This is a genomic window from Enterobacter mori (assembly GCF_025244905.1).
Lineage (GTDB): Bacteria > Pseudomonadota > Gammaproteobacteria > Enterobacterales > Enterobacteriaceae > Enterobacter > Enterobacter mori_A.
On the sequence record NZ_CP104285.1, the window covers coordinates 1,840,238 to 1,852,934 of the forward strand.

Sequence of the window (12,697 nt, forward strand, 5' to 3'; positions counted from 1 at the left end):
TACTCACGACATTGAACTTCAAGGCGGCGTATTCTATCACGCCCCCCCACCGTTGACACCCTCTGTAAACGGCCAGTTAAATTCTCCGATGACATCCAGCGGCAGGCGCCCCGCAGACTGCCAGCAGCGGATGCTTTCCGCAACCAGCGGCGAGCGCAGGTTTGGCGCGTTCAGGATCTCGTCGGCGGTCACCCACAGGCAGCGATCGATATCGTCATCGTGCGGTTCAGTGGCGCACGTTTCGCTAAGCTCAACGGTGAATAAAAAACGCAGGAATGGGGTGCTATCGGGCGCAATCCACTGATGCATACGGATGAAGTGCTGGGGCTCAGCGTGAATGCCGGTCTCTTCCCACAGCTCGCGTTTCGCTGCCTGCAGAAGGGTTTCATTGGCTTCAAGATGTCCGGCAGGTTGATTCCACAGCGCTTTGCCGTTGATGCTCTCTTCAACAACAAGGAATTTGCCCCGGGCGTGAACCACACAGGCGACCGTAACATGAGGTTTGAACATCGTTTCTCCTTAAGGGACAGCGTCCCGCCATTCGCCGTTCGCCAGTGAATCCAGCGTGTAGCTGCCCATGGCGTAGCGAATCAGACGCAGGGTTGGGAAGCCAACGAGTGCCGTCATCCGGCGAACCTGACGGTTGCGGCCTTCGTAAAGGGTGATTTTAAGCCAGCTTGTCGGAATGGATTTACGTTCACGAATCGGCGGGTTGCGCGGCCATAGCCATTCCGGCTCATTCACGCGCTCAATACCCGCGGGCAGGGTGGGACCGTCATTTAACGTCACGCCGCTGCGCAACGTCGCCAGCGTCGCTTCATCCGGTTCGCCTTCCACCTGCACAAAGTAAATTTTCCCGGTACGTTTACCCGGTTGAGTGAGCTTTGCCTGCAAGGCGCCGTTGTTGGTTAAGACCAGTAGCCCTTCGCTGTCGCGGTCGAGTCGCCCGGCGGCGTAGACGCCCTGAACGGGAATGTAGTCCTTCAGCGTGCTGCGCCCGGCCTCGTCGGTGAACTGTGGCAAAACATCGTAGGGTTTATTGAACAGAATCACCCGCGTCGGCTGGGTTTCTTGTGGTCTTCTGGTGGCTTGTCGCGAGCTGAATCGCTCAACCCGGTGTTTTGTAAAAGAAGTTTTCTTCATGGTATTTTCAGGCGTTATCAATTGCCGCATTATAGCCTAATAACGAAGACCTTTCATGGCGTCGGACATTCAGGTACTATCGAAGGGCTCATTACAATTTATTAACATAAGATCAGTAACAACCAGAAGCGCTCGAAGGAGAGGTTAATGGAAAGCAAAGTAGTTGTTCCGGCGGAAGGTAAAAAGATCACCCTGCAAAACGGCAAGATTAACGTTCCTCACAATCCGATTATCCCGTTCATTGAAGGCGACGGTATCGGTATAGACGTTACCCCGGCAATGCTGAAAGTGGTTGATGCCGCTGTTGAGAAAGCCTACAAAGGCGAGCGTAAAATTTCCTGGATGGAAATTTACACCGGTGAGAAATCTACTCAAGTTTATGGCCAGGATGTCTGGCTGCCAGCAGAAACGCTGGACCTGATCCGCGACTACCGCGTTGCTATTAAAGGCCCACTGACGACGCCAGTTGGCGGCGGTATCCGTTCCCTGAACGTGGCACTGCGTCAGGAGCTGGACCTGTACGTGTGTCTGCGTCCGGTTCGTTACTATCAGGGCACCCCAAGCCCGGTTAAGCACCCTGAACTGACCGACATGGTTATCTTCCGCGAAAACTCAGAAGACATCTACGCAGGTATCGAATGGAAAGCGGACTCTGCTGACGCAGAAAAAGTGATTAAATTCCTGCGCGAAGAGATGGGCGTGAAGAAAATTCGTTTCCCTGAACATTGCGGTATCGGCATCAAACCATGCTCAGAAGACGGTACCAAGCGTCTGGTGCGTGCGGCCATCGAATACGCGATCACCAACGACCGTGACTCTGTGACCCTGGTTCACAAAGGCAACATCATGAAGTTCACCGAAGGCGCGTTCAAAGACTGGGGCTACCAGTTGGCGACCGAAGAGTTCGGCGGTGAGCTGATCGACGGCGGCCCATGGCAGAAGATCAAGAACCCTAACACCGGAAAAGAGATCATCATCAAAGATGTGATCGCCGATGCGTTCCTGCAGCAGATCCTGCTGCGTCCTGCTGAATACGACGTAATCGCCTGTATGAACCTGAATGGTGACTACATCTCTGACGCCCTGGCAGCGCAGGTTGGCGGTATCGGTATCGCCCCAGGCGCGAACATCGGTGACGAGTGCGCCCTGTTCGAAGCGACCCACGGTACTGCGCCTAAATACGCAGGCCAGGACAAAGTGAACCCAGGCTCTATCATCCTGTCCGCAGAGATGATGCTGCGTCATATGGAATGGTTCGAAGCCGCAGACCTGATCGTTAAAGGTATGGAAGGCGCGATTAACGCCAAAACCGTCACCTATGACTTCGAACGTCTGATGGAAGGCGCTAAGCTGCTGAAATGTTCAGAGTTTGGCGACGCGATTATCGCGAACATGTAATCCAGATTCTGGGTTAAACAAGAGCGGGGGCCTGAGGGTTCCCGTTTTTTTTGCCTTTGCGACGTTGACTCCAGGCTTTGGTCAGGGGATATACTCGCTACAATCCTCTTTAACTGTCAGACTCAAGAATGATTATGAACAACGAAACCCCACTTAAATTTTATGACATCGTCGATGAATACTCGACGGAAGCGGCTGAAGCTGTAAGCGAATCTGAGCGTGACGGCCTGGCTCAGTATTTCCAGCTGTTGCTTACCCGTTTGGCAAATAACGAAGAGATCAGCGAAGAAGCCCAGCAAGAGATGGCCAGCACAGCAGGGATCCGCACGATGCGGATAGATGATGTTGCGAACTTCCTTAACCAGTGGGGCAACGAGTAACGCCGGGGTGCTGTCTGAATGAGGGTTGCATGCCAACGTCATCTATTAATGTTTTAATGTCGGAAGATATTAATTCCCGATAATTAACTTCCTGAATATGCATACGGGCTAACGCATTTTTAATGCGTTAGCCAGTTATCAATGCCTCAGGAATTTTATTCCGTGAATACTTCCAGCTTAAAACCAATACTGGTGGTTTCATTTGCATGGCTTAAGTACAATTTATTTTCCTCTTATACTGACCTTTGTTACAGTGACAAGAGTTGTCAGCCAGGGATATCAGGCGTGATAAGGTGGATTAGCTCGTGCATGTGAAAAACGCGTTTAACACAACAACCATTACCGTCATCATCGTCTCACTGATTATTTCGCTGTCGCTTGTCGTTCAGATCGCCACGTCCAGACAGCAATCAATTCAACAAATTAATACCAGCGTTGCCAACCTCAGCCATACCCTTGATGTGTACACTGAGGGGATTATGCGCCAAAGTGAAATGTTGATTACCACTGTTTCTGACATGATTGAAATTTATGGCATGACGCCGCAGCAGGCTGTGAATATTCAGCGGATAATAACAAATCAGGATGATTTACTTTCTCAGATAAATAATGTCGTCGTTTACGATGCGAAAGGGGATATCTTCACGGCATTGCATGAGGGGTTTTCCGGTTCCCGTAAAGGGGCAGACAGGCCATTTTTTGTGTATCACCAAGAAAATAAAAGTCCGCAGATTTTTATTGGTCAACCTGTGGTGAGCAGAACAAACGGTAAATGGGTGATTACCATCAGTCGACGCCTGGAAACGCACTCGGGGGCCTTTAACGGGGTTGTTGTGGTTACGCTGGGTATCGAAAACTTTCTTGCGCTATACGGACAGATTAACATTGGTCATTCCGGGGTTATTGGTTTAACGACGCAAACAGGTGTATTACTGGTTCGGCACCCTTTTAAAAATAACTATATTGGCGCGATTGTTTCTGACTCCCCCCTCTTTAAGGAGTATCTCAAGGTACAGAATGCCGGGATAGCCAGTTCCGTCTCGCGGTTTGATAAAATCGAACGCATCTACGCGTTTGAGAAAAACAGACGCTACGGTTTGGTGACGACCGTGGCGGTCAGCAAGGAGGAGGCGCTTTCTCCCTGGCGCAAGCAGGCCATTCAGCTCGCCGTTGTAATTGTTATTTTAACCGCCGTGCTGATCGTGGCTTCCTACTTTTTGTATGTAGACTTATCCAGAAAAAACCGGGTTAACAAAGAGCTTCAGATCATTGCCTCCGAAGATGCATTGACCGGGCTTTTCAATCGCCGCGCATTTGATGAAAAGATCCTGTCTGAAATTGCGCGCTGTGCGGCTGACAATTCGCCGATTTCAGTGCTGATTGTGGATGCCGATTTCTTCAAAAAATACAATGACAACTATGGGCACCCGGAAGGGGATCGCTGTCTTAGCCTTCTGGGAGATTGCCTCAGGAAAAGCCTTACCCGGGACAACCAAATTGTGGCGAGATACGGCGGCGAGGAATTTGCGCTCATCTTGCCTGACACCGATATCGAGGAGGCGTGTCGCCTTGGCAAATCGATTATTCGCAATGTCTGTTCCCTGAATATTGAACACGATTTCAGCCCCTTTGGGCGGGTAACGGTAAGCGTAGGGGTCTCCACCGCGCGTGCCGTGGAAATTGCAGGCAGCCAGCAGAACATTATTATCGCTGCCGATCGTGCGCTCTATCAGGCAAAACGGGCCGGACGAAACCAGCATGCCTTTATTGCAGTATGATGTATCTGTCTTGCAGGCAAAAAAAAGCCCACTCAAGAGTGGGCAAGAAATACTGGAAGCAATGTGAGCAATGTCGTACTGAATACCTGAGCATTTCACTCAACTATTCAGTATTGAGAAAGATAATCTTTCTCAACAAAAGATGCAACCCCACACTTCATGTGGAACGGCTTTTTTTATAGGTCAGATTTTACTCAATCAAACCCTGTGATGCTTATCACAAATTTCCTTTCTTAAATCCTGTGCTATCCTTTTCTGTGTCGTTGATTTAATGACAAAAACCATACAGAGAGGAAAGCTATGGGAATTTTATCCTGGATTATCTTTGGGCTGATTGCGGGGATCCTGGCGAAGTGGATTATGCCAGGCAAAGATGGTGGTGGGTTCTTCGTAACCGTAATACTGGGGATCGTGGGTGCAGTCGTTGGCGGCTGGATCAGTACCCTGTTCGGGTTTGGCAAAGTAGATGGCTTCAATTTTGGCAGCTTTGCCGTCGCGGTGATTGGTGCCCTGGTGGTTCTGTTTATCTACAGAAAAATCAAAAGCTAGCTCTGTTATTTGCTAAAAAAGGCTGCCAGATTGAAGTGAACCCCATATATTGGACACTTTCTTAACTGGCGGCTGACATAGCCTGAGTTCGGTATTGTACTGGACTCAGGCCGTTTAGTTTTAGCTTGATTCGTTCGTTGTTGTAATAATGGATGTACTCTTCCACTACTTTTCGTAGATGGTCCGTATTTTCATACTCTTCGTGGTACCAACATTCTGTCTTCAACAGACCAAAAAAGTTTTCTATCACTGCATTGTCCAGACAGTTTCCTTTGCGCGACATGCTTTGCTCTATACCTTTAACCTTAAGCTTTTCCTGATACCGTGCCATCTGATATTGCCAGCCCTGATCAGAGTGCAGTATCGGTCTTTCATCTGGCTTTAGCCGCTGTATGGCCTTGCTGAGCATGTTGTCGACCAGGTTCATTCCCGGATGCGTCGTCATATGCCAGGCTATTATCTCGCTGTTATACAGATCCAGCACTGGTGACAAATATAGCTTTGTCCCTTTTACGTTGAACTCGGTCACGTCTGTAACCCATTTCTGGTTTGGACTGCTGGCCTTAAAATTACGAGACAGGATGTTTGGTGCGATTTTACCGTAGGTACCTTTGTATGACTGATACTTCTTGCTTCTCAGGCATGAGGCCAGCCCCATCTTACGCATCAGTTTTCGTACTGTTTTATGATTTATGCCGTAGCCTTCATTGCGCAACGCCAGGGTAATGCGGCGGTAACCATATCGTCCTTTATGATAATGAAACAGTGCGGCTATTCTTTGCTGTTCGCCCTCATAGCGCTCTCCACTGTCCTCCGCCCTAACGTGCCAGTAGTAAGTGCTGCGAGGCAATCCTGCTATATGAAGCAGCATCCTCAGGTTATGGTTTTGCCTCAATTCGGTAATTATTTTTGCTTTGTCTTCTGCTTTTCCCGAATCAAGGCCTGAAGCTTTTTTAGGTAGGCATTTTCCGCCCTCAAGTATTCAAGCTCTTCTTCAACGCTCTGAAACGCTGGAGGGGAATTTTTAAGTTTTTTATCTGACGTTTCGTTCTTACCAGACTTCACCGGACGCCCTCTGGGTTTATCTTGTAAGGCAATAACACCGCCTTCACGGTAAAGGCGCTCCCACTTGCTGACAGTATAAGCGGTTGCGATGCAAAACTCCGCCGCAGCTTTCCGGGATGACTTGTTATGTTGCTGCATCCAGAGCACAACAGACTCTTTGAACTCAGCAGAGTAAGCTCTGGTAGGAATGGAAAAACCGTTCACCCCGTTCACTTTCCAGTGTTCAGTCCAGCGTCTGACCGCTCCGTGATCGACGCCGAACAGCCTGGCCGTTTTCTTTGCACCGTCACCACTGTTCAGATAGTGGAGAACAACTTGTTGCTTGAATTCAGATGAATATTTTTTTCTGCCCATTGAAACGCAAAACCCCTAATCGTTGGATGTCCAACTTTCGGGGTTCACTTCAAGATGGCGGCCTTTTTACATTGGAGGTTTACCACCAGCCGAACTGTGAACCTGCTACTGCCACGATTGCCACAACCAACATAATGAGGGTAGTTTTTCTCATTTATGCCCCCGGCGCAGCGTAACCGCCAATGAAAAACCAGGCCAAAAAAATCACCGCCGTTATAAAAATAACAACCGGGAAGAGGATCCCTATTCGCATGCCATCACCTTTATCGTTTTACGTAACGCCGTAGAGTGTACGGGGTTAATCTATCGTGAGAAAGCGTGTTTTGCTTTTTCCTTTTTTGTCTTGATACATCGCCATATCTGCCGCCTGTAACGCGCTGTCCGCATCGGTACTGGCGGGATCAACTTCCACGATGCCCAGACTCGCACCCGGATACACAATATGAACCTGACCGAGCCAGTATTCACCCGCAATGCGAGCGCTAAGCTGGGTTTTCAGCAGATTAATTTGCGTCCTTTCGGCTTCTTCTGTGCTTTGACTCAGACAGGCTACCAGAAACTCATCGCCGCCTAATCTTCCGACGATCTCGTCCTCGGTCTGTTCGTCAGTGAGTCGCTTGCCCACTTCGATCAGGAATCGATCGCCCGTCTCATGCCCGAAGCGATCGTTAATCAGTTTGAAATCATCCAAATCGATAAACGCAATAATGGCGTTGCGTTTAAGGTGTTTAGCTAAGGAAAACAGGGTGGTGAGATTCTCGAAAATCGCCCGACGGTTGGGTAACCCTGTGAGAGCATCGGTATAAGAGTGGGCGATAAGGGCTGCATTGGCTTCGCGAAGCTGGGCCACCAGAGATTCTTTCTGAATGTACTGTGCAATTAAACCGGCAAACAGCTTCAGCACTTGTTCACCGCGCTCGCTAAGCTGCTTCTTCTCCGTGCTGGTCGCGCACAGGGTCCCATAAATCGAACCATCAGCCAGGTGAATAGGGATACTCATGTAGGTTGTAATTCCAAGCGCTTTTGCGGCTTCGCACTCAGGCCAGCGACCCGCCACGTCGTTGCTGAACAGCGTATCGCTGTCTATCGCACGCTTGCACAGGGTGTCCCCCCACGAAACGCTCAGCCCTTCAGGGATCTGCATCTGCTTACTGTTGCGGGCATAAAGAATATGCTGCAACCGCGCGTTGATATCCACCTTTGTCAGGTAGGTGGATTCCATTTCGGTCACAATTTCCAGCATCTCCAGCAGCTGGCGTACAAGACTTTCTAAGGATTGCTCGGTGGCGAGTGTTTCAGAAACACGGGCAAGGATGATATCCGACATGACGTGGGTTGACTCCCATACAGAAGACGTCTGCATCTGCATGTTATGCTGAAATTTTCCAATTTCGACATAGTAAAACATGAATATAACAAATTTTATACATTCTCCGGGACGATTCTGGAGACAAAAAGGCCCCGGTGCAGAGACCGGGGCAAAGACATCTTGATTACGGAATGATGTTCTCTGGTCATATCGAGAACACGCAACACTGTAAGGGTAAAAAGTGCAGTTACGATGGAGAAATCATGGAGAAAACCCTCCTGACCCGTTACCCTGACGTTTTCAGGACGCTTTAAGGATCGCGATGATGAAATATCTGTTACTGGCGCTGGCGTTACCGCTCGCGGCATGCACAACAAAAGCCACTCAACCTGACGCCCCAATGCCGCCGCAGGCGGTAGGTATGGCGAACCCGGCCTCCGTTTACTGCCTGGAGAAAGGTGGCGAACAGATCCCGGTGCAAAGTCCGCAGGGGGTGCGTACCGAGTGCAAACTGCCTGGCGGTGAAGTGATTGATGAATGGGACCTCTACCGTCGCGACCACCCGCAACCTGCCAGGTGACAGCGGGCTACTGTCTGCGATACACTTCTCTTTAGGATTATTCTTAGCCAGTTTCTGGCGATATTGACCGCGAGAGAAGTATGTTTCAGTTAAAGCCGGGCAGCCTGGCGATAATCATTGGCGCGCGTACGCCAGCTGGCCGCCGCAATGTTGGAAAATCGGTGGAGCTGTTTGGTCTTTGCCAGCCAGGTCAGCGTTTTGTTAATCCAGTAAACGGCGTGATGACGCAGCTGCCTGCAACGGCGGATCGTGCGCTGTGGCTGGTGACGGGAGATATCTATGCGTTTGATAATCAGCATGGTTTTGCGTTTGTCCGTCCGGAACATCTGCTGCCGCTGACGCCGGACGAAACATCGCAGACCTGTGATGAACTGACGATCGGTTGATTACAGATGGCGCAGCCAGTCAGCCAAAACCAGGGCATGATTTTGCGCCGTGTCTTTAGCGCCGTAGAGCAGAGTTAAGGTCTGCGTGTTTGCCAGAGCTGCCAGACGCTGGCCTTCGTCCTTATGCTGCGCCAGCTCTTCCCGATACGCCTTACTGAAGGCAGTAAAATCAATCGTTTCGCTATGAAATGCTTTGCGCAATTCGTTTGAAGGCGTGAGCGTTTTACACCATTCATCATACGCGAGGTCTGTTTTTTTCACCCCGCGTGGCCACAACCGGTCTACCAGAACCCGATAACCATCCTCCTGACTGGCCCGATCGTACAGGCGCTTGCACTGAATCATATTTCACCCCTCCCAATTTAAGGTATTGTGATAATTGCAGAAGATCGGTAGTCTGAGGTTCCTTATGTTATCTGATAATACTTTGGCATAAGGACTCCCTCATGGAACACCTCCCGGTTAAAACGACGCTGCGCATTGCTCTTGTTGGCGATTATAACGCTAATGTGGTTGCGCATCAGGCGATCCCACTGGCTATTGACGATGCCGCTGCTGTACTGGATCTCACCGCAGATTATGACTGGCTTGCAACAACGGAGCTGACCAGTCCGGAAGACCTGGTAGGCTATGATGCCATCTGGCTGGTGCCTGCAAGTCCCTATAAGAACACCGAGGCGGCCTTCATCGCCGCACGCTACGCCCGTGAAAACAGCATTCCCTTCCTTGGGACCTGCGGTGGGTTCCAGCACGCATTGATTGAGTACGCGCGCAATGTGCTGGGCTGGAGTGATGCGGCTCACGCCGAAACGGACACCGAAGGGACGATGGTGATTGCGCCGCTGGCCTGCTCGCTGGTGGAAAAAACCGATGCCGTTGAACTGCGCAACAATACGCTTATCGCGAAAGCCTACGGAAAGCCGGAAATTGTAGAGGGTTATCACTGCAACTATGGCGTGTCGCCAGAATTTGCACAGCAACTGGAGAGTGGTGATATGCGCGTGACGGGCTGGGACGAACAGGGCGACATTCGCGCAGCCGAACTGGTTACGCACCCGTTCTTTGTGATCACCTTATTCCAGCATGAACGTGCAGCGCTTGAAGGGCGTCCGGTGGTGCTGGTGCAGGCGATGCTGCGCGCGGCACGCGGATAATGCAAGGGCAGACTATCGGGTCTGCCCTTGTTATTAGCGGGGTGTGATCTCCCGGTCACGCCCGGCAAGCACGCCGCAAACCGCCATCACCGCCGCGGCCAGCGCGCAGGCCATCAGTGGAATGCGCCAGTCTCCGGCAGTGTCGTGAATTTTCCCCATCAGCGGTGGTCCGCAGGCGGCCAGCAGATAACCAATCGACTGCGCCATACCGGATAACGCCGCCGCCTGGTGTGCAGAGCTGGCGCGCAGACCGATGAAGGTCAGGCCGAGGATCATGGTCGCACCCGAGCCAAAGCCAAACACCAGCGTCCATATTACCGCCATGTCAGGCGCAAACCAGAACCCCGCCGCGCTCACCGCGCACATCAGTGCCACGATACCGGCGATCCCGCGCTGATCTTTCAGGCGATGGAGGAGCAGTGGGACAACAAGACCCGGCACGGCGGTGGCCAGCTGTAGCAGGCCGTGCATCGAGCCTGCCTGTGTTTCACTGTAGCCATGACTGAGTAAAATCGCTGGCAGCCAGCCGATGATCACATAGTAAATCAGCGAGTTGATTCCCAGAAACAGCGTCACCTGCCAGGCAAGGGCAGAGCGCCAGATGGCGCGATTGTGCAACGCGCCTGCGCCGGTCACGGTGGCAGCAGGAGTCTGACGCCACTGCGGCAGCCACAGCAGCAGGGCGACCAGCGGGAAGATCATCAGCATCAGCAGCGCGCCGTGCCAGCCCGCATCACCCAGCGCCAGGGGAACAATTAGCGCAGAGCCTAACGCAGCAGACGCCCCCATTGTCAGGGAATAAGCCCCGGTGAGCTTAGCCACCTGTCCCGGGAAGTCGCGCTTGATTAACCCCGGTAACAGCACATTGCCCAGTGCGATACCACAGCCAATGACCGCCGTACCGATAAACAGCAGAGAGGCCGAAGGCAGGGAACGCACGCCAATTCCGGCGCAAATCAGCAGCAGGGCGAGAAACAGGCTGCGCTCAATACCGATACGGCGGGCGACACCTGCGGCGAGGGGGGAGATTAACGCAAATGCCAGCAGAGGCAGCGTGGTGAGCAAACCGGTTTGTGCGGTGGTTAAGCCGTAGTCCTGACGGATGGTGTCAAGCAGCGGCGCCGCTCCGGTAAAGGTGACGCGAAGCGTGGTGGCAATCATCAGGATGCCTGCAATCAGCAACGCGCCGTGTTTTCCTGACGTTCGAATAGCTGTAGTCATTATGTTCTCATACGTTCAAGCGAGCGCACACAATACCGATTTTCAGCGTGGTTGAAATCAAGCTAAAATGACAGTTTATCGCTAATATCGGACAACTTTATGATAGGTCTTGGGCTGGATGGCTACGATCCGGATAGCCAGCACGACCCTGCGGTGGCATTTCGCATCCGCGTGGTGGCTGAAGAACAGCATATTCCGCTGCATCATCACCGTAAGGGTCAGCTGATCCTGGCGCTGGGAGGCGCGATCACCTGCGATGTGGAAAACGCTATGCTGATGGTGCCCCCGCAGTATGCCGTATGGGTTCCGGGGCAAATGCCGCACAGCAATAAGGCCACGCCAGGTGCACAGCTGTGCTTTTTGTTTATTGAACCCGGCGCCGTCAGTTTGCCCGATCGCTGTTGCACCCTGAAAATCTCCCCGCTGGTGCGGGAGCTTATTTTGTCGCTGGCGGATAGATCGCGTGAAGAGTTGCTCCTTGCCGCCACATCGCGGCTGGTGGCGGTGCTATTTGATGAGCTGCCGCGTCAGCGTCAGGAGCATTTGCAGCTGCCCGTCTCACCACACCCCAAAATTCGCCTGATGAGCGAGAAGATGGCTGAAGAGCCTGCTGCATGGCAAACGCTGGCGCAGTGGGCGAGTCACTTCGCCATGAGCGAGCGCAACCTGGCGCGGCTGGTCGTAAAAGAGACGGGGTTAAGCTTCAGGCGCTGGCGACACCAGCTGCAGTTGATTGTCGCCCTGCAGTGGCTGATTGGTGGGAACTCCGTGCAGCAGGTGGCACAGTCACTGGGGTATGACTCCACCACCGCCTTTATTACCATGTTTAAGAAAGGGTTGGGGCAGACGCCTGCACGCTATATTGCCAGCCTGACTACGACTTCCCAATAAACAGTGAAACCAGCCCGGCGGCAATCAGCGGTCCCACCGGCACGCCGCGGAACAGGGCGACGCCGAGCACGGTGCCTACCAGCAGGCCCGCCACCAGCGAGGGCTGGCTGCTCATCAACGTAACGCCGCGTCCACCCAGCCACGAGACAAAAACACCCACCGCGATCGCCACCAGCGATTTCCAGTTCACGAAGGAATGCAGCAGCGTCGAGGCGGGAAGCGTGCCGCTGGCGATCGGGGCCATCACGCCGATGGTCAAAATGATAATCCCGATGGTGAGGCCTTGTTTTTCTATCCACGGGAAAAAGGTATTGAGCGGGGTCACGCGAACAATAATCAGCACCAGAATCGAGATGGCGACCGTGGTGTTATGGCTGACAAAGCCGAGCGCGGCGAGTGCCAGCAGAATGAGCAGAGTAGGGTCAAACATAGGGGATCCTTGCCAAAATAATTAACCTGCTTACAGTACGCGCAAACGCGGCGCAGGGC

Annotated in this window: 17 protein-coding genes; 8 read left to right on the forward strand and 9 right to left on the reverse strand. The window is 52.3% G+C overall.

The annotated features are described in order from the left end of the window. Nucleotides 1-36 precede the first annotated feature (36 nt). A complete protein-coding gene (locus N2K86_RS08730; RefSeq protein WP_260661179.1) occupies nt 37-510 on the reverse strand; it encodes an NUDIX hydrolase in 474 nt (157 codons plus the stop codon). A gap of 9 nt (nt 511-519) precedes the next feature. Next, nucleotides 520-1,173, reverse strand: a complete 654-nt coding sequence (rluE, locus tag N2K86_RS08735) for a 23S rRNA pseudouridine(2457) synthase RluE (RefSeq protein ID WP_260661180.1) — start codon at nt 1,171-1,173, stop codon at nt 520-522. Nucleotides 1,174-1,290: 117 nt separating this feature from the next. On the opposite strand from rluE, the gene icd reads away from it, so the two are divergent. The 4 genes from icd (at nt 1,291) to N2K86_RS08755 (ending at nt 5,248) form a co-directional block, all read left to right on the forward strand. After that, the gene (gene icd, locus N2K86_RS08740; RefSeq protein ID WP_260661181.1) at nt 1,291-2,541 is read left to right on the forward strand and encodes an NADP-dependent isocitrate dehydrogenase; all 1,251 of its coding nucleotides are present in this window, start codon (nt 1,291-1,293) and stop codon (nt 2,539-2,541) included. A 134-nt stretch (nt 2,542-2,675) separates the two neighbouring features. Then, nucleotides 2,676-2,921 (forward strand): YmjA family protein, encoded by a 246-nt coding sequence (locus tag N2K86_RS08745; RefSeq protein WP_260661182.1) that lies wholly within the window; start codon nt 2,676-2,678, stop codon nt 2,919-2,921. A 305-nt stretch (nt 2,922-3,226) separates the two neighbouring features. Beyond that, the gene (locus tag N2K86_RS08750; RefSeq protein ID WP_260661183.1) at nt 3,227-4,699 is read left to right on the forward strand and encodes a sensor domain-containing diguanylate cyclase; all 1,473 of its coding nucleotides are present in this window, start codon (nt 3,227-3,229) and stop codon (nt 4,697-4,699) included. Nucleotides 4,700-4,999: 300 nt separating this feature from the next. After that, nucleotides 5,000-5,248, forward strand: coding sequence for a GlsB/YeaQ/YmgE family stress response membrane protein (locus tag N2K86_RS08755; protein WP_010430025.1), 249 nt, complete (start codon nt 5,000-5,002; stop codon nt 5,246-5,248). A gap of 61 nt (nt 5,249-5,309) precedes the next feature. Here N2K86_RS08755 and N2K86_RS08760 read toward each other — a convergent pair. The 4 genes from N2K86_RS08760 to N2K86_RS08770 all read right to left on the reverse strand — a co-directional run bounded on the left by N2K86_RS08760 (nt 5,310) and on the right by N2K86_RS08770 (nt 7,994). Beyond that, nucleotides 5,310-6,667 (reverse strand): IS3 family transposase gene (locus N2K86_RS08760; RefSeq protein WP_260661141.1). Its coding sequence is split into 2 segments (ribosomal slippage): nt 5,310-6,205 and nt 6,205-6,667, totalling 1,359 coding nucleotides; the frame shifts between segments, so codons are not numbered across the junction. 79 nt (nt 6,668-6,746) lie between these two features. Beyond that, nucleotides 6,747-6,821 carry a protein YoaJ gene (gene yoaJ, locus N2K86_RS22640; protein ID WP_214597912.1) on the reverse strand — a complete coding sequence of 25 codons (75 nt, stop codon included), beginning with the start codon at nt 6,819-6,821 and terminating at the stop codon, nt 6,747-6,749. Beyond that, a complete protein-coding gene (locus N2K86_RS08765; protein ID WP_010430030.1) occupies nt 6,822-6,920 on the reverse strand; it encodes a YoaK family small membrane protein in 99 nt (32 codons plus the stop codon). A 45-nt stretch (nt 6,921-6,965) separates the two neighbouring features. Next, nucleotides 6,966-7,994, reverse strand: coding sequence for a sensor domain-containing diguanylate cyclase (locus N2K86_RS08770; protein WP_260661650.1), 1,029 nt, complete (start codon nt 7,992-7,994; stop codon nt 6,966-6,968). Between the two features lie 307 nt (nt 7,995-8,301). On the opposite strand from N2K86_RS08770, the gene N2K86_RS08775 reads away from it, so the two are divergent. Both N2K86_RS08775 and N2K86_RS08780 read left to right on the forward strand, forming a co-directional pair. Next, the gene (locus N2K86_RS08775; RefSeq protein WP_260661651.1) at nt 8,302-8,556 is read left to right on the forward strand and encodes a putative hemolysin; all 255 of its coding nucleotides are present in this window, start codon (nt 8,302-8,304) and stop codon (nt 8,554-8,556) included. Between the two features lie 80 nt (nt 8,557-8,636). Further along, a complete protein-coding gene (locus N2K86_RS08780; RefSeq protein WP_260661184.1) occupies nt 8,637-8,942 on the forward strand; it encodes a hypothetical protein in 306 nt (101 codons plus the stop codon). On the opposite strand, the gene N2K86_RS08785 is transcribed toward N2K86_RS08780, so the two are convergent. After that, nucleotides 8,943-9,287: a DUF488 domain-containing protein gene (locus N2K86_RS08785; RefSeq protein WP_260661185.1), complete on the reverse strand. Its 345-nt coding sequence runs from the start codon at nt 9,285-9,287 to the stop codon at nt 8,943-8,945. It lies immediately after the preceding gene. Nucleotides 9,288-9,388: 101 nt separating this feature from the next. On the opposite strand from N2K86_RS08785, the gene N2K86_RS08790 reads away from it, so the two are divergent. Further along, nucleotides 9,389-10,096 carry a CTP synthase C-terminal region-related (seleno)protein gene (locus N2K86_RS08790; RefSeq protein WP_260661186.1) on the forward strand — a complete coding sequence of 236 codons (708 nt, stop codon included), beginning with the start codon at nt 9,389-9,391 and terminating at the stop codon, nt 10,094-10,096. Nucleotides 10,097-10,129: 33 nt separating this feature from the next. Here the strand turns inward: N2K86_RS08790 and N2K86_RS08795 are convergent, their stop codons facing one another. After that, nucleotides 10,130-11,317 carry a CynX/NimT family MFS transporter gene (locus N2K86_RS08795; RefSeq protein WP_260661187.1) on the reverse strand — a complete coding sequence of 396 codons (1,188 nt, stop codon included), beginning with the start codon at nt 11,315-11,317 and terminating at the stop codon, nt 10,130-10,132. A 99-nt stretch (nt 11,318-11,416) separates the two neighbouring features. Here N2K86_RS08795 and N2K86_RS08800 point away from each other — a divergent pair, with 99 nt between their 5' ends. Beyond that, nucleotides 11,417-12,208, forward strand: a complete 792-nt coding sequence (locus tag N2K86_RS08800; RefSeq protein WP_260661188.1) for an AraC family transcriptional regulator — start codon at nt 11,417-11,419, stop codon at nt 12,206-12,208. On the opposite strand, the gene N2K86_RS08805 is transcribed toward N2K86_RS08800, so the two are convergent. Beyond that, nucleotides 12,192-12,638, reverse strand: coding sequence for a DUF441 domain-containing protein (locus N2K86_RS08805; RefSeq protein WP_003857881.1), 447 nt, complete (start codon nt 12,636-12,638; stop codon nt 12,192-12,194). The two genes, N2K86_RS08800 and N2K86_RS08805, sit on opposite strands and share 17 nt — an antisense overlap. Nucleotides 12,639-12,697: the final 59 nt, after the last annotated feature.

What these genes read in the sequence shown, in the direction of transcription:
- N2K86_RS08800 (WP_260661188.1), top strand. Translation starts at nt 11,417, where the DNA reads ATGATAGGTCTTGGGCTGGATGGCTACGATCCGGATAGCCAGCACGAC.
- N2K86_RS08745 (WP_260661182.1), top strand. Translation starts at nt 2,676, where the DNA reads ATGAACAACGAAACCCCACTTAAATTTTATGACATCGTCGATGAATAC.
- N2K86_RS08730 (WP_260661179.1), bottom strand. Translation starts at nt 510, where the DNA reads ATGTTCAAACCTCATGTTACGGTCGCCTGTGTGGTTCACGCCCGGGGC.
- N2K86_RS08775 (WP_260661651.1), top strand. Translation starts at nt 8,302, where the DNA reads ATGAAATATCTGTTACTGGCGCTGGCGTTACCGCTCGCGGCATGCACA.
- N2K86_RS08790 (WP_260661186.1), top strand. Translation starts at nt 9,389, where the DNA reads ATGGAACACCTCCCGGTTAAAACGACGCTGCGCATTGCTCTTGTTGGC.
- N2K86_RS08765 (WP_010430030.1), bottom strand. Translation starts at nt 6,920, where the DNA reads ATGCGAATAGGGATCCTCTTCCCGGTTGTTATTTTTATAACGGCGGTG.
- rluE (WP_260661180.1), bottom strand. Translation starts at nt 1,173, where the DNA reads ATGCGGCAATTGATAACGCCTGAAAATACCATGAAGAAAACTTCTTTT.
- icd (WP_260661181.1), top strand. Translation starts at nt 1,291, where the DNA reads ATGGAAAGCAAAGTAGTTGTTCCGGCGGAAGGTAAAAAGATCACCCTG.
- N2K86_RS08755 (WP_010430025.1), top strand. Translation starts at nt 5,000, where the DNA reads ATGGGAATTTTATCCTGGATTATCTTTGGGCTGATTGCGGGGATCCTG.
- N2K86_RS08780 (WP_260661184.1), top strand. Translation starts at nt 8,637, where the DNA reads ATGTTTCAGTTAAAGCCGGGCAGCCTGGCGATAATCATTGGCGCGCGT.
- N2K86_RS08770 (WP_260661650.1), bottom strand. Translation starts at nt 7,994, where the DNA reads ATGTCGGATATCATCCTTGCCCGTGTTTCTGAAACACTCGCCACCGAG.
- N2K86_RS08805 (WP_003857881.1), bottom strand. Translation starts at nt 12,638, where the DNA reads ATGTTTGACCCTACTCTGCTCATTCTGCTGGCACTCGCCGCGCTCGGC.
- N2K86_RS08795 (WP_260661187.1), bottom strand. Translation starts at nt 11,317, where the DNA reads ATGACTACAGCTATTCGAACGTCAGGAAAACACGGCGCGTTGCTGATT.
- N2K86_RS08785 (WP_260661185.1), bottom strand. Translation starts at nt 9,287, where the DNA reads ATGATTCAGTGCAAGCGCCTGTACGATCGGGCCAGTCAGGAGGATGGT.